The sequence below is a fragment of the Desulfofundulus australicus DSM 11792 genome (genome assembly GCF_900129285.1).
Classification (GTDB): domain Bacteria; phylum Bacillota; class Desulfotomaculia; order Desulfotomaculales; family Desulfovirgulaceae; genus Desulfofundulus; species Desulfofundulus australicus.
This window is the reverse complement of record NZ_FQUW01000015.1, coordinates 31,499-54,709: the sequence shown is the minus strand read 5'-3', so window position 1 is coordinate 54,709 and position 23,211 is coordinate 31,499. Positions and strand designations below refer to the sequence as shown.

Annotated in this window: 40 protein-coding genes; all 40 read right to left on the bottom strand. The window is 55.6% G+C overall.

The window, feature by feature from the left end; all coding sequences use genetic code 11:
• Position 1: 1 nt before the first annotated feature.
• Entirely contained in the window at positions 2–442 is a 441-nt protein-coding gene (gene rplM / locus BUB44_RS07370; RefSeq protein WP_073164674.1) for a 50S ribosomal protein L13, read from the bottom strand.
• A gap of 262 nt (positions 443–704) precedes the next feature.
• Positions 705–1,451: a tRNA pseudouridine(38-40) synthase TruA gene (gene truA, locus BUB44_RS07365; protein ID WP_207545632.1), complete on the bottom strand. Its 747-nt coding sequence runs from the start codon at positions 1,449–1,451 to the stop codon at positions 705–707.
• A 2-nt stretch (positions 1,452–1,453) separates the two neighbouring features.
• Complete coding sequence (locus BUB44_RS07360; protein ID WP_073164671.1) at positions 1,454–2,254, bottom strand: energy-coupling factor transporter transmembrane component T family protein; 801 nt, start codon at positions 2,252–2,254, stop codon at positions 1,454–1,456.
• A 6-nt stretch (positions 2,255–2,260) separates the two neighbouring features.
• Positions 2,261–3,103: an energy-coupling factor transporter ATPase gene (locus BUB44_RS07355; RefSeq protein WP_073164658.1), complete on the bottom strand. Its 843-nt coding sequence runs from the start codon at positions 3,101–3,103 to the stop codon at positions 2,261–2,263.
• Between the two features lie 59 nt (positions 3,104–3,162).
• Positions 3,163–4,026, bottom strand: coding sequence for an energy-coupling factor transporter ATPase (locus tag BUB44_RS07350; RefSeq protein ID WP_073164656.1), 864 nt, complete (start codon positions 4,024–4,026; stop codon positions 3,163–3,165).
• A complete protein-coding gene (rplQ, locus tag BUB44_RS07345) occupies positions 4,019–4,357 on the bottom strand; it encodes a 50S ribosomal protein L17 (RefSeq protein ID WP_027357503.1) in 339 nt (112 codons plus the stop codon). Before rplQ ends, BUB44_RS07350 begins: the two co-directional genes overlap by 8 nt.
• A gap of 15 nt (positions 4,358–4,372) precedes the next feature.
• On the bottom strand, positions 4,373–5,320 hold the full coding sequence (locus BUB44_RS07340) for a DNA-directed RNA polymerase subunit alpha (protein WP_073164653.1): 948 nt from the start codon (positions 5,318–5,320) through the stop codon (positions 4,373–4,375).
• A 48-nt stretch (positions 5,321–5,368) separates the two neighbouring features.
• Complete coding sequence (gene rpsD, locus BUB44_RS07335) at positions 5,369–5,995, bottom strand: 30S ribosomal protein S4 (RefSeq protein ID WP_027357501.1); 627 nt, start codon at positions 5,993–5,995, stop codon at positions 5,369–5,371.
• A gap of 19 nt (positions 5,996–6,014) precedes the next feature.
• The gene (rpsK, locus tag BUB44_RS07330; RefSeq protein ID WP_027357500.1) at positions 6,015–6,404 is read right to left on the bottom strand and encodes a 30S ribosomal protein S11; all 390 of its coding nucleotides are present in this window, start codon (positions 6,402–6,404) and stop codon (positions 6,015–6,017) included.
• Between the two features lie 15 nt (positions 6,405–6,419).
• Positions 6,420–6,791 (bottom strand): 30S ribosomal protein S13, encoded by a 372-nt coding sequence (gene rpsM, locus BUB44_RS07325; RefSeq protein ID WP_027357499.1) that lies wholly within the window; start codon positions 6,789–6,791, stop codon positions 6,420–6,422.
• A 19-nt stretch (positions 6,792–6,810) separates the two neighbouring features.
• The gene (gene rpmJ / locus BUB44_RS07320) at positions 6,811–6,924 is read right to left on the bottom strand and encodes a 50S ribosomal protein L36 (RefSeq protein WP_073164650.1); all 114 of its coding nucleotides are present in this window, start codon (positions 6,922–6,924) and stop codon (positions 6,811–6,813) included.
• A gap of 30 nt (positions 6,925–6,954) precedes the next feature.
• Positions 6,955–7,179 (bottom strand): translation initiation factor IF-1, encoded by a 225-nt coding sequence (gene infA, locus BUB44_RS07315; RefSeq protein ID WP_027357498.1) that lies wholly within the window; start codon positions 7,177–7,179, stop codon positions 6,955–6,957.
• 5 nt (positions 7,180–7,184) lie between these two features.
• Positions 7,185–7,541, bottom strand: coding sequence for a KOW domain-containing RNA-binding protein (locus tag BUB44_RS07310; protein WP_073164647.1), 357 nt, complete (start codon positions 7,539–7,541; stop codon positions 7,185–7,187).
• A gap of 15 nt (positions 7,542–7,556) precedes the next feature.
• Entirely contained in the window at positions 7,557–8,303 is a 747-nt protein-coding gene (gene map, locus BUB44_RS07305) for a type I methionyl aminopeptidase (protein WP_073164645.1), read from the bottom strand.
• A gap of 15 nt (positions 8,304–8,318) precedes the next feature.
• Positions 8,319–9,584: a preprotein translocase subunit SecY gene (gene secY, locus BUB44_RS07300; protein ID WP_073164642.1), complete on the bottom strand. Its 1,266-nt coding sequence runs from the start codon at positions 9,582–9,584 to the stop codon at positions 8,319–8,321.
• A gap of 2 nt (positions 9,585–9,586) precedes the next feature.
• Positions 9,587–10,030 (bottom strand): 50S ribosomal protein L15, encoded by a 444-nt coding sequence (gene rplO / locus BUB44_RS07295; protein WP_027357494.1) that lies wholly within the window; start codon positions 10,028–10,030, stop codon positions 9,587–9,589.
• Positions 10,031–10,078: 48 nt separating this feature from the next.
• Entirely contained in the window at positions 10,079–10,258 is a 180-nt protein-coding gene (gene rpmD / locus BUB44_RS07290; RefSeq protein ID WP_027357493.1) for a 50S ribosomal protein L30, read from the bottom strand.
• Between the two features lie 12 nt (positions 10,259–10,270).
• A complete protein-coding gene (gene rpsE / locus BUB44_RS07285; protein ID WP_027357492.1) occupies positions 10,271–10,774 on the bottom strand; it encodes a 30S ribosomal protein S5 in 504 nt (167 codons plus the stop codon).
• Between the two features lie 19 nt (positions 10,775–10,793).
• Entirely contained in the window at positions 10,794–11,162 is a 369-nt protein-coding gene (rplR, locus tag BUB44_RS07280; protein ID WP_027357491.1) for a 50S ribosomal protein L18, read from the bottom strand.
• A 15-nt stretch (positions 11,163–11,177) separates the two neighbouring features.
• Positions 11,178–11,729: a 50S ribosomal protein L6 gene (gene rplF / locus BUB44_RS07275; RefSeq protein WP_027357490.1), complete on the bottom strand. Its 552-nt coding sequence runs from the start codon at positions 11,727–11,729 to the stop codon at positions 11,178–11,180.
• Positions 11,730–11,744: 15 nt separating this feature from the next.
• A complete protein-coding gene (gene rpsH / locus BUB44_RS07270; RefSeq protein WP_027357489.1) occupies positions 11,745–12,143 on the bottom strand; it encodes a 30S ribosomal protein S8 in 399 nt (132 codons plus the stop codon).
• 19 nt (positions 12,144–12,162) lie between these two features.
• On the bottom strand, positions 12,163–12,348 hold the full coding sequence (locus BUB44_RS07265) for a type Z 30S ribosomal protein S14 (protein ID WP_073164640.1): 186 nt from the start codon (positions 12,346–12,348) through the stop codon (positions 12,163–12,165).
• A gap of 53 nt (positions 12,349–12,401) precedes the next feature.
• Positions 12,402–12,944, bottom strand: a complete 543-nt coding sequence (gene rplE, locus BUB44_RS07260) for a 50S ribosomal protein L5 (protein ID WP_027357488.1) — start codon at positions 12,942–12,944, stop codon at positions 12,402–12,404.
• Between the two features lie 17 nt (positions 12,945–12,961).
• A complete protein-coding gene (gene rplX / locus BUB44_RS07255; RefSeq protein WP_027357487.1) occupies positions 12,962–13,282 on the bottom strand; it encodes a 50S ribosomal protein L24 in 321 nt (106 codons plus the stop codon).
• A gap of 25 nt (positions 13,283–13,307) precedes the next feature.
• Complete coding sequence (gene rplN / locus BUB44_RS07250) at positions 13,308–13,676, bottom strand: 50S ribosomal protein L14 (protein WP_027357486.1); 369 nt, start codon at positions 13,674–13,676, stop codon at positions 13,308–13,310.
• 44 nt (positions 13,677–13,720) lie between these two features.
• Positions 13,721–13,984, bottom strand: a complete 264-nt coding sequence (gene rpsQ / locus BUB44_RS07245; protein ID WP_027357485.1) for a 30S ribosomal protein S17 — start codon at positions 13,982–13,984, stop codon at positions 13,721–13,723.
• Between the two features lie 21 nt (positions 13,985–14,005).
• Positions 14,006–14,209, bottom strand: a complete 204-nt coding sequence (rpmC, locus tag BUB44_RS07240) for a 50S ribosomal protein L29 (RefSeq protein ID WP_027357484.1) — start codon at positions 14,207–14,209, stop codon at positions 14,006–14,008.
• Positions 14,199–14,627, bottom strand: a complete 429-nt coding sequence (gene rplP, locus BUB44_RS07235; protein ID WP_027357483.1) for a 50S ribosomal protein L16 — start codon at positions 14,625–14,627, stop codon at positions 14,199–14,201. The genes rpmC and rplP overlap by 11 nt, the downstream gene beginning before the upstream one ends.
• Positions 14,605–15,294 (bottom strand): 30S ribosomal protein S3, encoded by a 690-nt coding sequence (gene rpsC / locus BUB44_RS07230; protein WP_073164637.1) that lies wholly within the window; start codon positions 15,292–15,294, stop codon positions 14,605–14,607. Before rpsC ends, rplP begins: the two co-directional genes overlap by 23 nt.
• A gap of 12 nt (positions 15,295–15,306) precedes the next feature.
• Complete coding sequence (gene rplV, locus BUB44_RS07225) at positions 15,307–15,645, bottom strand: 50S ribosomal protein L22 (RefSeq protein WP_027357481.1); 339 nt, start codon at positions 15,643–15,645, stop codon at positions 15,307–15,309.
• 21 nt (positions 15,646–15,666) lie between these two features.
• A complete protein-coding gene (gene rpsS / locus BUB44_RS07220; protein ID WP_073164634.1) occupies positions 15,667–15,951 on the bottom strand; it encodes a 30S ribosomal protein S19 in 285 nt (94 codons plus the stop codon).
• Between the two features lie 42 nt (positions 15,952–15,993).
• Entirely contained in the window at positions 15,994–16,818 is an 825-nt protein-coding gene (gene rplB, locus BUB44_RS07215; protein ID WP_073164631.1) for a 50S ribosomal protein L2, read from the bottom strand.
• Between the two features lie 55 nt (positions 16,819–16,873).
• A complete protein-coding gene (gene rplW / locus BUB44_RS07210; protein ID WP_027357478.1) occupies positions 16,874–17,161 on the bottom strand; it encodes a 50S ribosomal protein L23 in 288 nt (95 codons plus the stop codon).
• On the bottom strand, positions 17,158–17,784 hold the full coding sequence (gene rplD / locus BUB44_RS07205; protein ID WP_073164629.1) for a 50S ribosomal protein L4: 627 nt from the start codon (positions 17,782–17,784) through the stop codon (positions 17,158–17,160). Before rplD ends, rplW begins: the two co-directional genes overlap by 4 nt.
• A 29-nt stretch (positions 17,785–17,813) precedes the next feature.
• Positions 17,814–18,443 carry a 50S ribosomal protein L3 gene (gene rplC, locus BUB44_RS07200; RefSeq protein WP_073164627.1) on the bottom strand — a complete coding sequence of 210 codons (630 nt, stop codon included), beginning with the start codon at positions 18,441–18,443 and terminating at the stop codon, positions 17,814–17,816.
• 15 nt (positions 18,444–18,458) lie between these two features.
• Positions 18,459–18,767 carry a 30S ribosomal protein S10 gene (gene rpsJ, locus BUB44_RS07195; RefSeq protein ID WP_013824064.1) on the bottom strand — a complete coding sequence of 103 codons (309 nt, stop codon included), beginning with the start codon at positions 18,765–18,767 and terminating at the stop codon, positions 18,459–18,461.
• Between the two features lie 111 nt (positions 18,768–18,878).
• Positions 18,879–20,081, bottom strand: coding sequence for an elongation factor Tu (gene tuf / locus BUB44_RS07190; protein ID WP_073164624.1), 1,203 nt, complete (start codon positions 20,079–20,081; stop codon positions 18,879–18,881).
• A gap of 60 nt (positions 20,082–20,141) precedes the next feature.
• A complete protein-coding gene (fusA, locus tag BUB44_RS07185; protein ID WP_073164622.1) occupies positions 20,142–22,217 on the bottom strand; it encodes an elongation factor G in 2,076 nt (691 codons plus the stop codon).
• A 12-nt stretch (positions 22,218–22,229) separates the two neighbouring features.
• Positions 22,230–22,700, bottom strand: coding sequence for a 30S ribosomal protein S7 (rpsG, locus tag BUB44_RS07180; protein WP_027357641.1), 471 nt, complete (start codon positions 22,698–22,700; stop codon positions 22,230–22,232).
• A gap of 78 nt (positions 22,701–22,778) precedes the next feature.
• Positions 22,779–23,153, bottom strand: coding sequence for a 30S ribosomal protein S12 (gene rpsL / locus BUB44_RS07175; protein ID WP_027357640.1), 375 nt, complete (start codon positions 23,151–23,153; stop codon positions 22,779–22,781).
• Positions 23,154–23,211: the final 58 nt, after the last annotated feature.

Here is a 23,211-nt window from a genome sequence, read left to right as displayed (position 1 = left end):
TTTACATGGACCAAACTTCCGGTTTTTGAGCCTGGTGGGGGTGATTTTCGCCCCGGTAAACCCGCAACTTCCTGGCCATTTTGGCGCCAAGCCTGTTATGGGGCAGCATGCCCTCAACGGCCTTGCGTACGGCCAGCTCGGGGCGTTTGGCCAGAAGTTCGCGGTATGCAGTCACCTTTAAACCGCCCGGATAACCGGAATGGCGGATGTATTTTTTCTGCTTGAGCTTGTTGCCGGTTAAAATAACCTTTTCCGCATTTATTATGATGACATGATCACCCGTATCCACATGGGGAGTAAACTGGGGGCGATGCTTGCCCCTTAAAATGCGGGCAGCTTCAGCAGCCAGCCTCCCCAGGGGTTTATCCGTGGCATCGAGAATATACCACTTGCGCTCTATTTCACCTGGCTTGGCCATATAAGTTTTATTTAACTTATTCATTTTCGCTCACCTGGTTTCGCCGGTGTGGTAACAGCCTCCCCTGACCAGGTTTCCGCTCCTTTCCGCTGGATTTGTCCACCATTTTATATGGACAGTGAGCGGGGAGACTTCATCGGTAGGTCACCTGTATATGGAAATCAGCAGGATGATATTCCTCGCCTCATTTTGCCCCCGTTCCCGGGGCTCATGCAGAACGGGGACAAAATTCCACATAATTGTATTTTAATAACCCGGTATGCCAGTGTCAAGAACGCGATGTGATTCAGTACTCCACGCGTTCCAGGCACAATCCCCCGGGCGGTGCGGTAGGACCGGCCCGGGTACGGTCCCGGGAGGCCAGAATATCCGGTATGTCATCGGGCTCTCGCTTGCCCAGCCCCACTTCCACCAGCGTACCCACCATGATCCGCACCATGTTATACAGGAAACCATTACCGCGAAAGATTAAGTGAATCAGCTCTTCTCCTTCCCGACAGACATCCACGGAATATAACGTGCGCACAGTATTCTTAACCGGCGAGCCCGCCGCTTGAAAGGCAGCAAAATCATGCGTTCCTTCCAGCTTTTTGGCTGCCCTGGCCATGGCCTCCACGTCCAGGGGACGGGGCACGAAATAGCTGTACAGGCGCCAGAAAGGAGAGGGGATGCGACTGTTGTAAATGGTGTAGCGGTAGGTCTTGGCCAGGGCTGAAAAACGGGCATGAAACTGCGGCTCTACGTCTTCGGCCTTTAAGGCAGCTATATCCGCCGGCAACATGCCGTTTAAGGCCAGGACAATACGCTCCGTGGGTATGTTCCACCCGCAGGCGTTAAAATTAACCACCTGCCCCCGGGCATGAACCCCCGCATCGGTGCGCCCGGCACCAGTTACCTTTATTTCCCTGCCAGCCAGGCGGTACAGGCATTTTTCCAGGACCTCCTGAACCGTTACCAGTCCCGTACCACGCTGTTCCTGGAACCCGTGATAATTTGTTCCGTCATAGGCAATGGTCAGCTTTATGTTGCGCAAGGTTATCCCCACCAGCGCATGACCAGAACAATCAGGAACAGTACCCCTGTTCCGGCCAGCACGGCATAATCCCGGCAGTGGAAGCGAAGCTGGTGCATTCGCGTCCGGTTTGCCCCCGGCCGGTAGCAGCGAATCTCCATGGCCGTGGCCAGCTCATCCGCCCGGCGAAAAGCACTGGCAAACAGGGGTACCAGCAGAGTTACCAGACCCTGCACGCGCTGCACCAGCCTCCCCCTGGTAAAGGCTGCCCCCCGGGACTGCTGTGCCCTGATAATCTGCTGCGCCTCTTCCAGGAGCGTGGGCACAAAACGCAGGGCAATGCTCATCATCATGGCCAGTTCAAAAACAGGCACACCCACTCTCCGGAAGGGTTTCAAAAGGTCCTCCAGGGCAGCGGTAATCATCAAGGGAGAGGTGGTCAGGGTTAAAAGCGAGCCTGAAATTATGAGCAGGACCAGGCGCCACAGGAGCTGAAACCCGAAATGCACCCCTTCCCGGGTCAGCTGTAGAGGCCCCAGCATCATCAGGGGACGACCGGGTGTAAAAAGAAGCTGCAACAGGAGGGCCAGAACCAGGAAAATCCCAAAAGGGCGCAGGATACCCAGCAGCAATTGCGGCGTTACCCGGGCCAGGCCCAGGGCCAGCAGGGTGACCAGGCTCAACGCGGCAAAGCCTGCCGGGTGATTGCAGAACAGTACAGCCATGGTCATTGCCAGGCAGGCCAGGATTTTGGTCCGGGGGTCCAGACGATGGATAAAGGACTGCCCGGGAACATAAAAACCCAGCGTAATATTACCCTGCATCTTCTCTCACCCCATGGCCAGGTTCTTCAGCTCTAATTCAGCCTCATCGAGGGTTATAATACCGCTCTTAACGGGCAGACCTTTTTGCTGCAGGCAATACATTAACTCACAGGGCATGGGAACATCCAGCCCCACCGCCCGCAGCCCCCCGGGGTCGCTGAAGACCTGGCGCGGCGTCCCCTGGCGGTATATTTTCCCACGGTGAAGCACCACCACCCGCCCGGCAAAGCGGGCAGCATCTTCCATGTGGTGGGTGATCACCACAACTGTATGCCCGGCCTGCTGCAACTTTTTGAGCAGCTGCCAGATATGCTCCCTGGCAGCCGGGTCCAGACCCGAGGTGGGCTCGTCAAGCACCAGCACCGGAGGTTGATAGGCCAGCAAGCCGGCCAGAGCAACCAGCTGCTGCTGCCCCCGGCTCAGGGCAAATGGAGACAGCGCCCGGTAGCGGTCCGGCTCCAGACCCACCATTTCAAGGGCCCGGCAGGCACGAACTGCGACGGTTTTTTCATCCAGGCCCAGGTTGCGGCAGGCAAAGGCCACCTCGGCAAATACGCTCTCCTCAAACAGCTGCTGTTCCGGGTTTTGAAAAAGAAGGCCCACTGTTCGCCATAAATCCCGGCGCACTTTTTTATCCCGGGTGTCCCGGCCGCCCACCAGTACCCGCCCGGCAGTGGGCAAAAGCAGGCCGTTAAAATGCTGGACCAGTGTCGACTTGCCTGAACCGGTAGCACCGGCCAGAACGACAAATTCCCCTTCCTCTATGTGGAGGGAGACATCCTCCAGGGACGTTAGAGCAAGGGGAGTACCGGGGGCATAAATATGGGTCAGGTGTTCCACCAGGATCATTGCCCTGCCCCCATCCGTTTTCATTTTTCCCGGATTTACAACCGCCTCGCAACCTTCTGTTAACTTGACCCGCCGGACCTGTTCCGGGTCAACAGATCAACCAGGCAGGTAACCAGCTCCTCCAGCCGGTAAATACCATCAGGAATGGGCCACCCGCAGTTGCGCAGGCGCCAGGCCAGTTCTGCCGGGCCGGGAAGGGCAAGCCCGATTTTTTGCAGTGCTTCCCGGCAACGGAAAACCTGCGCCGGTGTACCGTCCATTACCAGACGACCGCCGGATAAAACCCATATCCTGTCCGCAAGAACTGCTTCTTCCATAAAATGAGTAACCAGAATTATAGTCAGGCCGTCCTGTCGGTTTAAATTCAGGAGCGTTTGCATAACCTCCCGCCTGCCGGCCGGATCCAGCATGGCGGTAGGTTCATCCAGAACCAGGCAGGATGGTTTCATGGCCAGGGCCCCGGCAATGGCCAGCCGCTGCTTCTGCCCCCCGGACAGCAAATGGGGGGGACGCAGCCGCTGCTCCACAAGACCGGCCACGGACAGGGCCCGGTCAACCCGCTGCCGCACTTCCTCCGGAGGCAAACCAAGATTTTCAGGGCCAAAGGCCACCTCTTCCTCCACCACCGATGCCACCAGCTGATTATCCGGGTTTTGCAAAACCATCCCCACCCGGCGGCGGATCTCCCACCTGCTGGCCGGATCGGCCGTGTTCAGCCCGTCTACCGTAACGCTCCCGCAGGTCGGCAATAGCAGGGCATTAATGTGGCGGGCCAGGGTAGATTTACCCGAACCGTTGGGGCCAATAATGGCCAGCAACTCACCCGGGCTAATCTCACCGTTTATTTCCTGCAGGGCGACCCTTTCCCCCGGCTGCCCGTAATTATAGATATGAGTTAACCCCTGGATGGAAATTTTACACAAGTTCCAGAATCACCATTGGTGCAGCATCGCCCCGGCGGTAGCCCACTTTAATAATGCGGGTGTAGCCGCCCGGCCGGTCGGCATACCTGGGGGCCACATCGTTAAAGAGCTTGCGCACAACCCGCTCATCGTAGATGTAGGCCAGAGCCTGGCGCCGGGCAGCCAGATCTCCCCTCTTGGCCAGGGTTACCATTTTATCGGCAATGCTTTTTACCTCTTTTGCCCGGGGTTCGGTGGTCTGAATGCGGTTATCGCGGAAAAGGGACGTAACCAGATTCCTGAGCATGGCCCGGCGGTGACCGGTATTACGCCCCAGCTTGCGGTACGCCATATTTATCTCCCCCCCTTATTCGTCGCTTTTGCGCAGGGACAGGCCCAGCTCACTCAGCTTGTTGATTACTTCTTCCAGAGATTTCTTACCCAGGTTGCGTACTTTCATCATTTCCTCTTCGTTGCGCTGGATAAGTTCCTCAACGGTATTGATTCCTGCCCGCTTCAGGCAGTTGTAGGAGCGGACGGAAAGATCCAGCTCTTCAATGGTCATTTCCAGGATCTTGTTCTTCTTTTCCTCTTCCTTTTCCACCATTATCTCAACGTCTTTTACCGTCTCGGTCAGGCCGATAAACAGGCGCAGGTGTTCACCCAGAATTTTGGCCGAAAGGCTGGTAGCTTCATCAGGTCTGATACTGCCATCGGTCCACACTTCCAGGGTCAGCTTGTCATAGTCCGTACGCTGTCCCACGCGGGTGTTTTCAACCGTATAATTAACCTTACGCACCGGCGTAAACACGGAGTCAACGGGTATAACCCCGATGACATGATCTCCCTTTTTGTTTCTTTCCGCCGGGACGTAACCACGTCCTTTGGCCACGGTAATCTCCATAAACAGGCGGCCGTTGGAAGCGAGGGTGGCAATGTGGAGGTCGGGATTTAAAATCTCCACATCCTGGTCGTGTATAATATCGCCGGCTTTAACCTCCCCTTCCCCACTGGCCTCAATCCGCAGGATTTTTTCTTCATCGGTGTGCAACTTCAAGCACAGGTTTTTTAAATTGAGAATAATATCGGTTACATCTTCCCGGACACCGGGAATGGTGGAGAACTCGTGCAGTACACCTTCGATTTTAACGGAAGTGACTGCCGCCCCGGGAAGAGAGGAGAGCAGGATTCTGCGCAGGGAATTCCCCAGGGTAATCCCGTATCCCCTCTCCAGGGGTTCCACCACAAACTTGGCATAAGTATTATCGGGACTGCTTTCCACGCACTCAATTTTAGGCTTCTCAATTTCCAGCATACGGCAACCCCCTCAAGTGCCGGTTCCGGCAAAAGTCTACCCGGACCACTACTTGGAGTACAGCTCCACAATCAGGTGTTCCTGCACGGGAGTATCTATCTGGTCCCTGGTTGGGAGGGCTACCACTCGTCCCTGAACCTGATTCTCGTCATATTCAAGCCAGGGCGGGGGTGTCCGGTCTGCTGCCCGCTCCATTAATTCTTTAATGCGCGGAGATTCCTTGCTCTTTTCCCGTACAGCTATGACATCGCCAACCCGCACCAGGTAAGACGGGATATTAACCCGGCGGCCGTTGACGGTAAAGTGGCCGTGGCGCACCAGCTGCCTGGCCTCCATGCGGGATGTGGCCAGTCCCAGGCGGTAGACCACATTGTCCAGCCGCCTCTCCAGCAAGCGGAGCAGGTTTTCCCCCGTAATTCCCGGCTGGCGCTCAGCTCGCTCGAAATAATTGCGGAATTGCGTTTCCAGCACTCCGTAGATCCGGCGGGCTTTCTGCTTTTCCCGCAACTGCATACCGTATTCGCTGATTTTTCGGCGTGCCTGCCCGTGAGCGCCCGGTGCATAGGGCCGCCGTTCAATGGCGCACTTGCTGGTATAGCAGCGGTCTCCCTTCAGGTAAAGCTTAATACCTTCCCGGCGGCACAGCCGGCATTGCGGACCTGTGTATCTGGCCATCTAACTCCTTGATACCTCCTTATACTCTCCGGCGCTTTGGTGGCCGGCATCCGTTATGGGGAATAGGTGTGACGTCTTTAATCAGGCTCACTTCCAGCCCCGCTGCCTGCAGGGAACGAATGGCAGCTTCCCGCCCTGCCCCGGGGCCCTTAACCATTACCTCCACCGTCTTCATCCCGTGCTCCATGGCTTCCTTAGCTGCCGCCTCGGCAGCCATCTGGGCGGCAAAAGGCGTGCTCTTCCGGGAGCCTTTGAAACCCACAGTTCCAGCGCTGGCCCAGGAAATGGCGTTACCCCGCGTATCGGTAATGGTCACAATGGTATTATTAAAGGTAGAGCGAATATGAGCCACCCCATGTTCAATGTTCTTGCGCTCCCGCCTTTTAGTGCGTGCTGCTCTTCTGGCCATTAAACCTTTACCCCCTTATTTCTTCCTCCGCACACCTACAGTTTTCCGCGGGCCTTTGCGCGTCCGGGCGTTGGTCTTTGTGCGCTGTCCCCTTACCGGGAGGCCGCGGCGGTGACGCAAACCACGGTAGCAGCCGATTTCAATAAGCCGCTTGATGTTCATGGCCACTTCCCGGCGGAGTTCACCCTCCACCCGGTAATTTTTCTCAATTACGTCCCTTAAACGGTTAACTTCATCTTCGGTAAGGTTGCGAACCCGGGTATCGGGATTAATCCCTGTCTGGGCCAGTATTTTTTTGGATGTCGGCCTGCCGATGCCGTAAATATAGGTCAGGGCGATCTCCACCCGCTTATCCCGGGGCAGGTCAACCCCTGCTATACGAGCCATGCGTGAATATACACCTCCATCAACCTTGTTTTTGCTTGTGCTTGGGATTTTCGCAAATTACCATTACCTTGCCGTGCCGGCGGATAATCTTGCACTTTTCACAAATGGGTTTTACCGACGGGCGCACTTTCATTATTAAGACCTCCTTTGCCCGGACCCGAACTTATTTATAGCGGTAAACAATCCGGCCCCGGTTTAAATCATACGGTGACAGCTCTACCAGCACCCGATCCCCCGGTAAAATGCGGATAAAATTCATGCGGATTTTACCGGAAACATGGGCCAAAACTTTATGACCGTTCTGCAATTCAACACGAAACATGGCATTGGGAAGTGGCTCAATTACAGTGCCCTCAATTTCAATAACATCCTTTTCCTGCCTGGACATGGGCTTTAGCCAACCTCCTTTCCGGAGCCGTCTTGGGATAGCTCCAGCTCGTCTCCCGATGGCTTGCCCTGCGCCGGCATTACCTGCCCGTAAGCCTCGAGCAACTCTTTAAGCGCCCTGCGGACATCCAGATCAGTAACCCGCTGACCGGTGCTCACCTTGTGGGCAATATCGCCGGCCACCAGGGGGTAAACTTTTAAATGCTTTATATTCTTCAGCTTCGGCCCGTTTACCCTGCGGTCCGTCCCGTTGACCAGGCGCACCCTGGTCTCGCTGACACGGTCGAGAATGAGGTAAAACTTCCCGTAATCCCGGCCGGCAGTGGAGCTTACCAGCCGGCCCGGGGTAAAATAATCCCTCACCGGGACCACCTCCAGCTACAACCGGGTAAGGATCTCCGGCTCACCGTCGGTGATGGCAACGGTGTGCTCGAAATGGGCCGACAGACTGGAATCCCTGGTTACCACCGTCCAGTTATCCCCAAGGGTGCGCACCTCATGGGTGCCCGCATTGACCATCGGTTCAATGGCTAAAGTCATTCCCGCTTTTAACCTGGGACCCCGCCCCGGCTTACCAAAGTTTGGCACCTGCGGCTCTTCATGCATGCTCCGGCCAATACCATGACCAACGTATTCCCGCACCACTGAAAAACCGTGCTTCTCCACGTATCTCTGCACAGCATGGGATATATCCGATAGCCGGTTACCCTGCCGGGCAAAGCGAATGCCTTCATAAAGCGCTTCCTCGGTTACGGCCATCAGTTTTTTGGCTTCCGGTGAAACTTCACCCACCGGGAAGGTGGCCGCACCGTCCCCGTAATATCCATTTATTTCCGCCCCAACGTCAATACTGATAATATCTCCACTTTCCAGCTTTCTTAAACCGGGAATGCCGTGTACCACCTGCTCGTTGACCGACGTGCAGATGCTGGCCGGAAAACCGTACAGCCCTTTAAAAGCAGGCCTGGCACCACGGGCCAGAATAAAATCCTCGGCCAGGCGGTCCAGTTCCGCGGTGGTCACCCCCGGTTTAATAGCCCGGGAGAGCTCGCCCAGGACACCTGCCACCACACGGCCGGCATCGCGCATGTAGCGCAGTTCCCGCTGCGATTTGATCGTAATCATTAACAGGTCATCTCCCTACCTGATAAACCCCTGGTAGCTGCGCATCAGCATGTGGGACTCTACCTGCTTCATGGTATCCAGGGCCACCCCGACCACAATGAGCAGGGCCGTGCCGCCAAAGTAAATCTGGGGAATACGGGTAGCCAGCAAAACAAAGTTCGGCAGAATGGCAATCAGTGCCAGGAAGACGGCCCCGGCCAGGGTAACCCGGCTCATGACCCGGCTGATATACTCTGCTGTGGGGCGGCCGGGTCGAATGCCCGGAATAAATCCACCGTATTTTTTAATGTTATCGGCAATATCCACCGGGTTCATGATTACCGCCGTATAAAAATAGGTAAACCCGATTACCAGCAGGGCATAAATAATAGTATGCAGGGGGGTGCCCCAGGCAAAAAAGTCCAGGTACCAGTTGCCAAACCAGGTATTTTTAAACCAGGTGGCCAGCTGCTCCGGAAAGATCAAAATGGAAGAGGCAAAGATTACCGGGATGACGCCGGCCTGATTTACCTTTAATGGCAGGTGAGTGGACTGCCCCCCGTACACCCTCCGGCCCACCACGCGTTTGGCGTACTGCACCGGAATCCGCCGCTGCCCTTCATTAACAGCCACAATAGCAGCAATTACCAGCACTCCGATAACCAGAAGCAGGAGCAGGTTCAGGATATTGATGGTCCCTGCCTGCAGGTACTCCACCAGCCTGACCGCGCCGGCGGGAACACGGGAGACAATCCCGGCAAAGATCAAGAGTGAAATACCGTTACCAATGCCTTTTTCGGTAATCTGCTCCCCAATCCACATCAGGAAGGCCGTGCCGGCGGTCAAAGTCAGGGCCACCAGGAGATAATTGCCGATGGTGGGGTTAACCAGCACATGCTCATTGCGCAGGGCAAAACTGATTCCGATGGCCTGGATAAAGGCCAGCACTACGGTGAGATAGCGGGTGTACTGGACAATTTTTTTCCGCCCCTCTTCTCCTTCCTTGGCCAGCCGTTCCAGTGCCGGTATAACCACCGTGAGAAGCTGCATTATAATAGAAGCATTAATATAGGGGGTTATACTCATGGCAAAAATGGAGAAATTTTTAAAAGCCCCTCCGGAAATCACATCAAAGAAGCCAAAAAGGGCACCTGCTTCCAGCAGCTTGGCAAAAACCTCGGTATTAACCCCGGGCACGGGGATATGGGCACCGATACGGAAGACAAAGAGCATGGCCAGGGTAAAGAGAAGCTTGGAGCGCAGTTCATCGATCCTGACGGCGCTTCTGAGGGTATCCAGCACCCCTAGATCACCTCAGCTTTGCCGCCGGCAGCTTTAATCTTCTCCACCGCCGATTTACTGAAGGCGTGAGCCCGTACGGTAAGCGCCTTTTCCAGCTTTCCATCACCCAGGATTTTTACCCCGTCGCCCAGCTTTTTAATTACCCGTTCCGCCAAAAGGGTTTCCGGCGTTACCACTGCTCCATCTTCAAAACGGTTTAAAGCATCAATATTTACGGCCACAATTTCTTTCTTGAAGCGGGCATTGGTAAAGCCCCGTTTGGGAATGCGCCGCTGCAAGGGCATCTGGCCGCCTTCAAAGCCGGGCCTTACTCCGCCGCCGGAGCGAGCCTTTTGTCCCTTGTGCCCCCGGCCGGCCGTTTTCCCTAACCCGGAACCAATACCCTGGCCCTTACGGGTTGGTTTGGTGCGTGCTCCCGGGTTGGGTCGCAGGTCATGCAGTTGAATCACAGTTACACCTCCATTGCTAGCTATCGCAGGCTCCACTCGCCTGCTTTAAATCTCTTCGACCTTGACCAGGTGGGATACTTTATTAATCATTCCCCGGATCTGGGGTGTGTCTTCCTGAATTACCGAGCTATGCAATTTCCGCAAGCCCAGGGTACGCACGGTCACGCGCTGATCTTCAGGGCGACCGATAAGACTCCTGATCAGGGTAATCTTCAATTTGGCCATGTCTTTACCCCCTTAGCCCAGTAACTCTTCCACTGATTTACCCCGCAGGCGGGCCACCTCTTCCGGGGTCTTCAGGCTCTTCAGCGCCACCATGGTTGCATGAACCATGTTGTTGGCGTTATTGGAACCGAGAGATTTGGTAAGGATATCGCGTACACCCGCGCACTCCAGGATAGCACGCACAGGCCCGCCGGCAATCACACCGGTACCGGGGGCAGCAGGTTTTAAAAGTACCTTTCCGGCACCAAATTCGCCAATTACCTCATGGGGGATAGTGGTTCCGGAAAGAGGCACCTGGATCATATTTTTCTTGGCATCCTCAATGCCCTTGCGAATGGCCTCGGGTACTTCACCGGCCTTGCCGTGCCCCGCTCCTACCCGGCCATTGCCGTCGCCAACCACCACCAGGGCCGAGAAGCTAAAGCGCCGCCCTCCTTTGACCACTTTGGCCACGCGGTTTATGGATACTACCTTTTCGATAAGATCCGTCTTGCTGTTGGCGTCAGTCCTGGTCACCCGTTTCCCTCCCTCTGACCTAGAATTCCAGTCCGGCTTCCCGGGCAGCTTCGGCCAGGGCCTTCACCCGGCCATGATAGATATAACCGCCACGGTCAAAGACCACTTTTTTAATCCCGCGCTCCAGGGCTTTTTGCGCTACCAGCCGGCCCACAGCAGCTGCCGCCTCTTTATTGGATCCGGATTTCAGCTGTCCCCTTAACTCGGGTGAAAGTGTTGAAGCGCTGACCAGAGTGACTCCCCGGTCATCATCAATAATCTGGGCATAGATATGCTTCAAGCTCCGGAACACGTTCAACCTGGGGCGCTCGGCGGTGCCGGAAATTTTTTTGCGCACACGCAGATGCCTTTTAGCCCGCAACAATTTGCGGTCCGGTTTCTTAATCAACGCAACCAAGCCTCCCTACTTCTTGCCTTTACCGCCAGCCTTACCGGCCTTGCGCCGGATCTGCTCATTTTCATACTTTATGCCCTTGCCTTTATAGGGTTCAGGTTCCCGCACACTGCGGATTACAGCTGCCAGTGCTCCGACCTTTTCCTTATCCATTCCCTTGACCACAATCTTGTTTGGTGCGGGAACTTCTATCTCCAGCCCCGGTGGAGGGACAATTTCTACCGGATGGGAGTACCCCACCGACAGCACCAGCTTATTGCCCTGTTTGGTGGCCCGGTAACCCACGCCAACCAGTTCCAGGTTTTTTGCAAATCCCTTTGTTACACCTTCCACCATATTGGCCAGCAGCGTGCGGGTTAAGCCATGCAGGGACCGGTGAAGTTTTTCATCCGAAGGCCTTTCCACCACCAGGCGGCCCTCCTCATCCAGGCGGATGCGCATATCCCGGTGAAATTCGCGTTCCAGCTGGCCCTTTGGTCCCTTGACACGCACGGTATTGCCGTCTATCTGCACTTCAACACCCTGGGGCAGGGCAATGGGTTTTCTGCCAATCCTGGACACAAGCCATTCCTCCTCCTACCACACGTAGCAGATTACTTCGCCGCCTACTCCCAGCTTCCGGGCCTTTTTATCAGTCATAATACCCTTGGAGGTGGACAGGATGGCAATACCCAGACCACCCAGCACCTTGGGGATGGAATCCTTGCGGGCATAAACCCGGAGCCCCGGTCTGGAAATCCGTTTTAACCCGGTAATCACCCGCTTTTTATCGGGACCATATTTCAAATATACGCGAATGATGCCCTGCTTGCCGTCGTCGATGATTTCATAATCCTTAATCAGACCCTCTTCCTTAAGGATTTCAGCAATGGCCTTCTTCAAGCGGGAAGCAGGGGCCTCCACCTTATCCAGATAAACTGTATTGGCATTGCGAATGCGGGTTAGAAAATCCGCGATCGGGTCGGTCATAACCATGACAATACCCCCTCCCTCACTACCAGCTGGCCTTTCGAACACCGGGGATCTCACCGCGGTAAGCAAGTTCCCGGAAACAGATACGGCAGATGCCGAACTTGCGCATATAAGCCCGGGGACGGCCGCAAATCTTGCAGCGATTGTGCTGGCGCACCTTGAATTTGGGCTCGCGCATTGCTTTGGCAATCATTGACTTTTTGGCCACTCGAGTCCCCCCTCGTACTTACGTTTATGACCTAAATTATTTTCCTCTTCCGCTCAGGCGGCTGCAAAGGGCATGCCCAGCAGACGAAGGAGCTCCCTGGCTTCCTCGTCGGTTTTGGCTGTGGTCACAAAGATAATATCCATTCCCCGCACTTTATCGATCTTGTCATATTCGATTTCGGGGAAGATCAACTGCTCCCGGAGACCCAGGCTGTAATTACCCCGGCCATCAAAGGACCTGGGCGAAACCCCACGAAAGTCACGCACCCGGGGAAGGGCCACATTGAAAAGCTTATCAATGAATTCATACATGCGATCCCCCCGCAGGGTTACCTTGCAACCCACGGTCATCCCCTGCCGTATCTTAAAGGCAGCAATGGACTTCTTGGCCCGGGTAATTACCGGACGCTGCCCCGAAATAGCAGCCAGATCGCTGACCGCCGCATCCATGGCCTTGCTGTTATGGGCGGCCTCGCCCACACCCATGTTTATAACCACTTTCTCCAGCCTGGGTACCTGCATGGGATTTTTATAGCCGAATTTTTGCATCATTGCCTTGACCACTTCGTTTTTATACTTGTCTTTCAGCCGCGGCATTATTTTTCACCTGCCTCTTAGCCTAGTTCTTCCCCGCACTTCTTGCACACCCTTACCTTTCTGCCATCTTCCAAAAACTTTTTGGCTATGCGGGTAGGATTGTTGCACTTATTGCAAACCAGCATAACGTTGGATGCATGGATGGGTGCTTCCTTTTCCACGATACCGCCCTGGGGCATACGAGGATTGGGCCGGGTGTGGCGTTTGACGATATTTACACCCTCCACAATTACCCGCCCTTTCGCCGGCTGTGCTTCCAGCACTTTACCTCTCTTACCTGCATATTTGCCGGTCAGTACCAGTACCGTATCACCCTTACGCACATGTAACTTGGGCATCCTGACCTACCTCCAGTTTCCCCGTTTAAATTACCTCCGGCGCCAGGGAAATAATCTTCATGAAATCCCGTTCCCGCAGCTCCCGGGCCACCGGCCCAAATATACGCGTACCCCGGGGGCTTTTGTCATCCCTGATGATTACCGCCGCATTTTCATCAAACTTAATGTATGTGCCGTCGGGACGGCGCACCTCTTTGTTGGTCCGGACAACTACCGCCCGCACCACATCGCCCTTCTTAACAACGCCTCCGGGCGTAGCCTCTTTAACGGAACAGATAATTTCATCCCCCAGGCTGGCATACCGGCGCATGCTGCCACCCAGAACACGAATGCACATCAGGCGGCGGGCACCGGTGTTGTCGGCAACATTGAGCATCGTTTGTACCTGGATCATCGCTGTCAACCTCCCTTCAGTAAGGGTTCACTGCACAGGACCTGCTATATCCGCTCAGCCCGCTCCAGGATTTCAACCACCCGCCAGCGCTTTTCCTTCGAAAGAGGCCTTGTTTCCATAATCCGTACCTTATCCCCAACGCGGCAGGCATTTTCTTCATCATGGGCTTTAAACTTCTTGGTTCTGCGAATGGTACGCTGGTACAATGGATGCCTTACAAGGGTTTCTACCGCCACCACAACGGTTTTATCCATTTTGTCGCTGACCACGCGGCCCGTACGTACCTTGCGCTGCTTACGTCCTTCCACTTCTCAGACTCTCCCCCTTTGTTAAGCCCGCCGGATTCCCAACTGGCGCTCACGGAGTACAGTTTTCAGACGGGCAATATTCCGGCGCACTTCCCTTATTTTCATGGGGTTATCCAGCTGGTTGGTAGCCAGTTGAAACCGCAGCCTGAAAAGCTCATCCTTGGAATCATCCAGCTTCTTAACCAGCTCCTCATCGGATAACTCCCGCAAGTCTTTAGCCTTCATTTGCCTCACTCCCACGCTTGACAAACTTTGTTTTAATGGGCAGCTTGTGAGAGGCCAGGCGCATGGCTTCCCGGGCCACCTCCTCGTCCACACCGGCCACTTCAAACAATATCCGCCCGGGTTTAACCACCGCCATCCAGTACTCAGGAGCACCTTTACCACTGCCCATCCGTGTTTCGGCAGGCTTGGCAGTTACCGGCCGGTCGGGGAAAATCCTGATCCAGACCTTACCACCCCGGCGAATATGGCGGGTCATGGCAATACGGGCAGCCTCAATCTGGCGGCTGGTGATCCAGGCCGGCTCCAGGGCCATCAACCCGTATTCACCAAAGTGCACCTCCGTGCCTCCTTTGGCCCTGCCGCTAAGGTTTCTCACCCGGTGCTGCTTGCGGTATTTAACCCTCTTGGGCATGAGCATAAGCCTTCTCCCCTCCTTGACCGGCCGCAGCCCTGGTCTCGGGCAGCACCTCTCCCTTATAGATCCATACTTTCACACCGATCTTACCGTATGTCGTATCCGCTTCGGCAAACCCGTAGTCGATATCGGCACGCAGGGTATGCAGGGGTACCTTACCCTCGCTGTACCACTCGGTCCGGGCAATTTCTGCCCCGGCCAGGCGGCCGCTGACGGAAACTTTGATCCCCCTGGCCCCCATTTTCATGGCCCGGGATACGGCCTGCTTCATGGCCCGCCGGAAGGCAACCCGCTTTTCAATCTGGGCAGCCACGTTTTCTGCCACCAGCTGGGCGTCCAGTTCTGGCACTTTGATTTCCACGATGTTCACATGTACCTGCTTGCCTGTCATTTTCTCCAGTTCCCGGCGCAGGTTTTCTACTTCCGCACCACCCCGGCCAATGACAATACCCGGCTTGGCCGTATAAATACTGATCCGGATGCGGTTGGCCGCCCTCTCGATAACAATGCGGGAGATACCGGCAGCATAAAGCTTTTCTTTAATATACCGGCGAATTTTTACATCTTCTAAAAGGAGGCTGGCAAAATTCTTTTTATCGGCAAACCACTTGGCATCCCAGTCTTTAATAATACCGAGACGCAATCCTTTTGGATGTACCTTCTGGCCCACGCTACTCCTCCTTTACTTATCCTTTTCCTTAACAATCACGGTAATGTGGCTGGTGCGCCTGCGCAGCAGGTCTGCCCGGCCATAAGCCCGGGGCTGATACCTTTTCCAGGTGGGACCCTGGTCCACGTAGGCCGCCGCAATATAGAGATTATCCGGGTTCATATCGTAGTTATGTTCGGCGTTGGCCGCAGCCGATTTAATAACCTTGGCCACCGGAACCGCAGCCCTTTTTGGTGTAAACCTCAGGATGGCCAGCGCTTCCCGCACATCTTTCCCCCGGATAAGATCCACCACCTGGCGCACCTTGCGGGGTGAAATACGCACGTACCTGGCCACTGCTCTGGCTTCCATGCCAAACCCTCCTCAAGTGGATTACTTCAACGCCGTTGACCTCTCCGTATGGGCACCGTGGCCCCGGAACACACGGGTGGGGGCAAACTCACCCAGCTTGTGCCCCACCATATCCTCGGTAATATATATTGGAACGTGTTTCCGGCCGTCGTGAACGGCAATGGTATGCCCAATCATTTGCGGAAAAATGGTTGACCGGCGGGACCAGGTCTTGATTACCCGTTTTTCCCCTCTGGCATTCATTTCTTCGATTTTCTTTAACAGTTTCGGATCACAGTAAGGACCTTTTTTCAGCGAGCGTCCCATTGTTTAACCTACCTCCTTCCGGCTGCTACCCGGACAACCCAATTATTTTGCCCTTCTCTTGATAATCAGGCGATCGCTGGGTTTCTTTTTGCGCGTGCGGGCACCCAGGGCTGGCTTACCCCAAGGGGTAACCGGGTTGCGGCCGATGGGGGAACGGCCCTCGCCGCCGCCGTGGGGGTGATCCACCGGGTTCATAACTACACCCCGTACCGTTGGCCTGATACCCAACCAGCGCGAACGGCCGGCTTTACCAATGGTAATATTTTCATGCTCCACGTTGCCCACCTGGCCAATGGTGGCCCGGCAGTCCAGGAGAAGCAAGCGCATCTCTCCTGAAGGCATACGAATATGGGCATATTTTCCTTCCTTGGCCATTACCTGAGCGGCCGCACCCGCTGAACGCACCAGCTGCCCCCCACCACCCGGATAAAGCTCCAGGTTATGCACCAGGGTACCAACAGGGATGTTCCGCAGGGGCAGGGCGTTACCCACCTTGATGTCGGCATCGGGGCCAGACATAACCGTCATGCCCACTTCCAGACCCAGGGGAGCCAGGATATAGCGTTTTTCCCCGTCGGCATAATGTAGCAGGGCAATCCTTGCTGAACGATTGGGATCGTACTCAATGCTGGCCACTTTGGCTGGAATACCGTCTTTATCCCGCTTGAAGTCAATGATCCGGTACATGCGCTTGTGACCGCCACCCCGGTGCCTAACGGTAATCCTGCCCTGGAAGTTGCGGCCTGCTTTTTTCTTCAGCGGCGCCAGCAGGGATTTTTCCGGCTCGGTTTTGGTTATTTCATCGAAGGTCGATACGGTCACAAAACGCCGCCCGGGAGATGTCGGCTTGAACTTTTTAATACCCAAGTGATTTCCCTCCTTCCAGAATTAGCCTGTGCACCCAAGCCGGGGGAGGGAAGTTTTATACGCCCTCAAAAAGCTCGATTTTATCCCCTTTCCGCAGGGTGACGATGGCCTTCTTTACCTCGGGGCGGCGCCCAACTACATTCCGCACCCGCCTTGTTTTTCCCTTAACCCTCATGGTATTTACTTTTTCCACTTTTACTTTGAACAGTTCTTCCACTGCTTTTTTTATTTCCACCTTGTTGGCACGGGGATCCACAATGAACGTATACTTGTTGTCGGCCAGCAACGACATGCTTTTCTCCGTTATTACCGGCCTTTTCAGGATATCCCGGGGGTTTTTCACCGGGCCAGCACCTCCTGGACCCTGGTCACTGCGTCCCTGGTTATGACCAGTGTGTTGTGGGCCAGCAGGTCATACACGTTCAAGCTGTCTGCGGCCATGGGCTTGACACCCGGGATATTCCGGGCAGACTTGAACACGTTTTCTTCGCGGTCAGCAGTAACCACCAGGGCCTTATCATTTACCTTGAGATTTCCCAGAATACGTATCATATCCTTGGTACGGGGCTGCTCCAGTTTCAAGTCTTCCAGTACCACAATTTTACCGTCCTGTACTTTCGCCGACAGGGCAGATTTCATCGCCAGGCGCCGCACCTTGCGGGGCAACCGGTAACTGTAGTCCCGGGGATGGGGACCAAAGACTATGCCGCCCTTCCGCCAGAGTGGGGACCGAATACTGCCGTGCCGGGCGCGTCCTGTACCTTTTTGGCGCCAGGGCTTGCGTCCGCCTCCCCGCACTTCCCCACGGGTCCTGGTGTCATGGGTCCCCCGGCGGCGGCCGGCCAGCTGCCAGACCACGACATCATGCAGTACGGACATATGCACGGGGACGCCGAAGACCTCATCCTGCAGGTGGATTTCCCCCACCCGTTCCCCGTTGGTATTATAAACGGCAACTGTAGGCATAAGCGCTTTCCTCCTTCCGGTCCAGGTTGCTAGCGGGCCTTAACGGTCTCCTTGACCAGCAATAGTCCCCCGCGGGGGCCGGGGACAGACCCTTTAATGGCCAGCAGGTTTCTTTCCGGGTCCACCCGCACTACCTCCAGGTTCTGCACTGTAACCCGTTCCACACCGTAATGCCCGGGTAGTTTTCTCCCCTTGAAAACCCGGGCCGGCCCTTTAGCACCCAAGGAACCGGGACGGCGGTGGTATTTGGAGCCGTGGGCCATGGGGCCGCGGTGAAAGCCGTGACGTTTAATGCCACCCGCAAAGCCACGTCCCCGGGATGTTCCGACCACATCCACCCTTTCACCGGGAGCAAAAACATCTGCTTTAATTTCCTGCCCCACCTGATAATCATCCACATTTTCCACCCGTATCTCCCGCAGATAACGCACGGGCCGTACGCCGGCTTTTGCAAAATGTCCTTTCAGCGGTTTGTTCACCAGGCGCTCGGGTTTTTCGCCAAAACCCAGCTGGATTGCGCTGTATCCATCCCGTTCGGGCGTCTTTTTCTGCACCACCACACAGGGGCCTGCTTCAATCACCGTTACGGGAATAGCCTGCCCGGCATCATTGAAAATCTGGGTCATGCCGACCTTGCGGCCGAGGATGCCTTTGGGCATGGTCCTTAGCACCTCCTAAAGCTTGATCTCAATGTCCACCCCGGCAGGCAGATCCAGGCGCATCAAGGCATCCACGGTCTTGGGTGTGGGTTCCAAAATATCGATCAGGCGTTTATGCGTCCTTATCTCAAACTGTTCCCGCGAATCCTTGTTAACATGGGGTGAACGCAAGATGGTGTATATATTTTTCTCCGTAGGCAGAGGAATGGGGCCAGCTACCTGGGCACCGGTGCGCCGGGCGGTTTCCACAATCTTCTGGGCCGATTGATCCAGCATGTGATGATCGTAGGCCTTCAACCGGATGCGTATTTTCTGCTTTTTCAAGGGTTTACCTCCTTTCAAACCCGGCAGGGGTATTCGTAAATATGAGAAGTGGGATGTGGGTTACTTCCATTACTGGCCCCACTTTCCACTTCCCACTTCTCCTCTGGACGGCTACTCCACAATCTGGGTGACCACGCCGGCTCCGACGGTGCGGCCGCCTTCCCGGATGGCAAAGCGCAGCCCTTCTTCAATGGCAATGGGGGTAATCAGCTTGATCTCCAGCTGGATGTTGTCCCCGGGCATTACCATCTCCACTCCCTCGGGCAGCGTTATCGTCCCCGTTACGTCCGTGGTCCGGAAGTAAAACTGCGGCCGGTACCCGTTGAAGAACGGCGTGTGCCGCCCCCCTTCTTCCTTGGTCAGCACGTATACTTCCGCCTTGAACTGGGTGTGCGGCTTGATGCTGCCCGGCTTCGCCAGCACCATCCCCCGCTCAACTTCCTTGCGCTCTATACCGCGCAATAAACATCCAATGTTGTCCCCGGCTTCACCACGGTCCAGTATCTTCCGGAACATCTCCACTCCCGTGACCACCGTCTTCTTCGGCTTCTCCATCAATCCTACGATCTCTACTTCATCGCCCACCTTCACCGTGCCCCGCTCTACACGACCGGTCACCACTGTGCCGCGCCCCGTAATGCTGAACACGTCTTCTATGGGCATCAGGAAGGGTTTGTCAATGTCCCGCTGCGGCGTCGGAATGTATTCGTCCACCGCATCCATCAGTTCCCAGATGGATTTGCACCATTCACATTCACGCTTCCCACAGCCGCATTCCAGGGCCTTCAACGCCGAACCGGTGATCACCGGAACGTCGTCACCCGGAAATTCATAGGTCGACAGCAGCTCCCGTACTTCCATCTCCACCAGCTCTAACAGCTCCGGGTCATCCACCATGTCCGCCTTGTTCAGGTACACCACAATGTACGGCACTTCCACCTGACGCGCCAGCAAAATGTGCTCCCGCGTCTGCGGCATGGGACCGTCCGCCGCCGATACCACCAGTATCGCCCCGTCCATCTGGGCCGCACCGGTGATCATGTTCTTCACGTAGTCCGCGTGACCGGGACAGTCCACGTGCGCATAGTGCCTCTTCTCCGTCTCGTACTCCACGTGAGCGGTGTTGATCGTTATGCCCCGCTCCCGCTCTTCCGGCGCATTGTCTATTTCTTCGTACCTCTTCACCTGCGCCTTACCCACCGTCGCCAGCACCGTCGTAATCGCCGCCGTCAGCGTGGTCTTCCCGTGGTCCACGTGCCCAATCGTCCCTACGTTCACGTGGGGTTTCGTCCGCTCAAATTTGGCCTTGGCCATGACATTAGATCCTCCTTATCCAGCATATAGTTTTATGGGCAGGAAATGCAGGTGCGGCCTTTATCCCCGCCGCCGGGCAATAATTGCTTCAGCCATCGAGAGCGGCACTTCTTCATAATGACTGAACTGCATGGTGTAAGTGCCCCGGCCCTGGGTACGCGAACGAAGATCCGTGGCGTAGCCGAACATTTCGGCCAGGGGGACGTAAGCATGAATAACCTGGGCGTTACCCCGCCGCTCTATCTCTTCAATACGCCCGCGACGGGCATTTAAGTCCCCAATGACGTCCCCCATATACTCCTCCATGACCACCACTTCCACCTTCATAACCGGCTCCATTAGCACCGGTTTGGCCTTCTGCGCCCCATTTTTGAAGGCTATGGAACTGGCAATTTTAAAGGCCATTTCCGAAGAGTCAACTTCATGGTAGGAACCATCGACCAGGGTCACCCGCACATCCACCACCGGGTAGCCGGCCAGGACACCGTTTTCCATGGCCTCCCTGACGCCGGCATCGACAGCCGGGATGTATTCCTTGGGCACCACACCACCGACAATCTTGTTGACAAACTCGTAACCGGCACCCCGCTCCAGGGGTTCAATTTCCAGTACCACGTGACCGTACTGGCCCCGGCCACCGGTCTGCCGGATAAACTTGCCTTCAGCTCTGGCCTTTTCCCTGATAGTCTCTTTATAGGCCACCTGCGGGCGTCCTACATTGGCCCCGACCTTGAATTCGCGCGTCAGCCGGTCGACAATGATTTCCAGATGCAGTTCGCCCATACCTGAAATAATGGTCTGACCCGTTTCCGGATCCGTATGCATTTTGAAGGTAGGGTCTTCTTCCGCCAGCTTGGAAAGAGCTGCCCCCAGTTTATCCTGGTCGGCTTTGGTCTTGGGCTCGATAGCCACAGAGATCACCGGCTCGGGAAAATCCATGGACTCCAGGACTATGGGGTGTTTTTCATCGCACAGGGTATCTCCGGTGGTGGTCTCCTTTAAGCCCACCGCCGCTACAATATCCCCGGCGTAAGCCTCATCTATTTCCTCCCGGTGGTTGGCATGCATGCGCAGAATGCGCCCAATGCGCTCCCGCCGGTTTTTGGTAGAATTGTAAACATATGAGCCAGAAGTTATCTTGCCTGAGTATACCCGGAAAAAGGTGAGTTTACCCACGTAAGGATCGGCCATGATCTTAAAAGCCAGGGCCGAAAATGGCTCATCGTCCCTGGCCACCCGCTTATCTTCCACCCCGGTTTCGGGGTTAAGACCCCGGATGGCCGGTATGTCCGTGGGTGCCGGAAGAAAGTCGACAATGGCATCCAGAAGGGGCTGAACCCCTTTATTTTTAAACGATGAACCGCATAATACCGGGATCATTTTCACCGCCAGGGTAGCCTTGCGGATACCCCGCTTGATCTCTTCCTCGGTCAGTTCTTCGCCTTCCAGGTACTTGAACATCAATTCCTCATCAGCTTCGGCCACTGCCTCCAGCAGCTTCTCCCGGTACTCGGCGACCAGCTCGCGCATTTCCCCGGGAATGTCCGTCACCTTGCTGCGCGTGCCCAGGTCGTCAACATAAATAATAGCTTTTTCCCGGATCAGATCTACCACACCGGCAAAACTGTCTTCCACACCTATGGGCAGCTGGATGGCTACCGGATTGGCACCCAGCCGCTCCCGGATCATGTTCATGCTGCGGAAAAAGTCCGCCCCCACCCGGTCCATCTTGTTGATATAGGCAATCCTGGGGACGCCATATTTATCGGCCTGGCGCCATACGGTCTCCGACTGGGGCTCCACGCCGCCCACGGAGCAGAATATGGCTACAGCACCATCAAGCACCCGCAGGGAGCGTTCTACCTCCACGGTAAAGTCCACGTGTCCGGGCGTGTCAATGATGTTAATGCGACAATCCCGCCACTGGCAGCTGGTAGCAGCAGAAGTGATGGTAATACCCCGCTCCTGCTCCTGCACCATCCAGTCCATAGTGGCGGCTCCATCATGCACCTCTCCCATTTTATGCACACGGCCGGTGTAGAAAAGAATGCGTTCGGTGGTGGTGGTTTTGCCGGCATCTATATGAGCCATTATACCGATATTGCGTGTTTTTTCCAGTGGAAATTGCCGTGCCACGTTTTCACCCCCTTACCACCGGTAATGGGCAAAGGCTTTGTTGGCTTCCGCCATCTTATGGGTATCTTCCTTCTTTTTCACCGCCCCTCCTGTATTGTTGGCGGCATCCATAATTTCCGCGGCCAGCTTTTCTTCCATGCTCTTGCCGCTGCGCTGCCGGGCATACTGGGTTATCCAGCGGATGCCCAGAGTTTGCCGCCGCTCGGGACGGACTTCCACGGGTACCTGGTAGTTGGCTCCACCAACCCGGCGTGCCTTTACCTCCAGAACGGGCATAACATTTTTCATAGCCTGCTCAAATACTTCCAGCGGATCCCTGCCCGTCTTTTCCCGGATGATGTCAAAGGCTCTATAACATATGCGCTCGGCTATGCTCTTCTTGCCCTTGAGCATAACCTGGTTGATCAATTTGGTGACCACCTTGCTGTTGTAAATAGGGTCAGGCGGTACATCCCGCTTGGCCACCGCACCTCTCCTGGGCATTTCCTACCCCCCTTTACCAGAAAGTATAACCTTTCCTGCCGAACTTAAAACTACCGGCTGAGCCAGCCGGCACTTAACTTACTTTTTCGGGCGCTTGGCACCATACTTGGACCGCCCCCGGTTCCGGTTCTGCACACCGGCACAATCCAGGGCACCCCTGATGATATGATAACGGACCCCGGGCAGATCCTTGACCCGGCCGCCCCGGACCAGCACCACCGAGTGCTCCTGCAGATTATGCCCGATCCCCGGAATGTAGGAGGTTACCTCAATCCCGTTGGTAAGCCTTACCCGGGCCACCTTGCGCAGGGCGGAGTTGGGCTTTTTCGGGGTTGTGGTGTAAACCCTGGTACATACCCCCCGCTTCTGCGGATTCCCTTTGAGCGCGGGAGCCGAGGACTTCTGGGTTACCTTTTCCCGGCCCTTGCGAACCAGCTGGCTGATGGTCGGCATGCCGCTACACCTCCTTCCTCCAGATTATCGGACATAATCACAGCACCCCTGTTAAAGC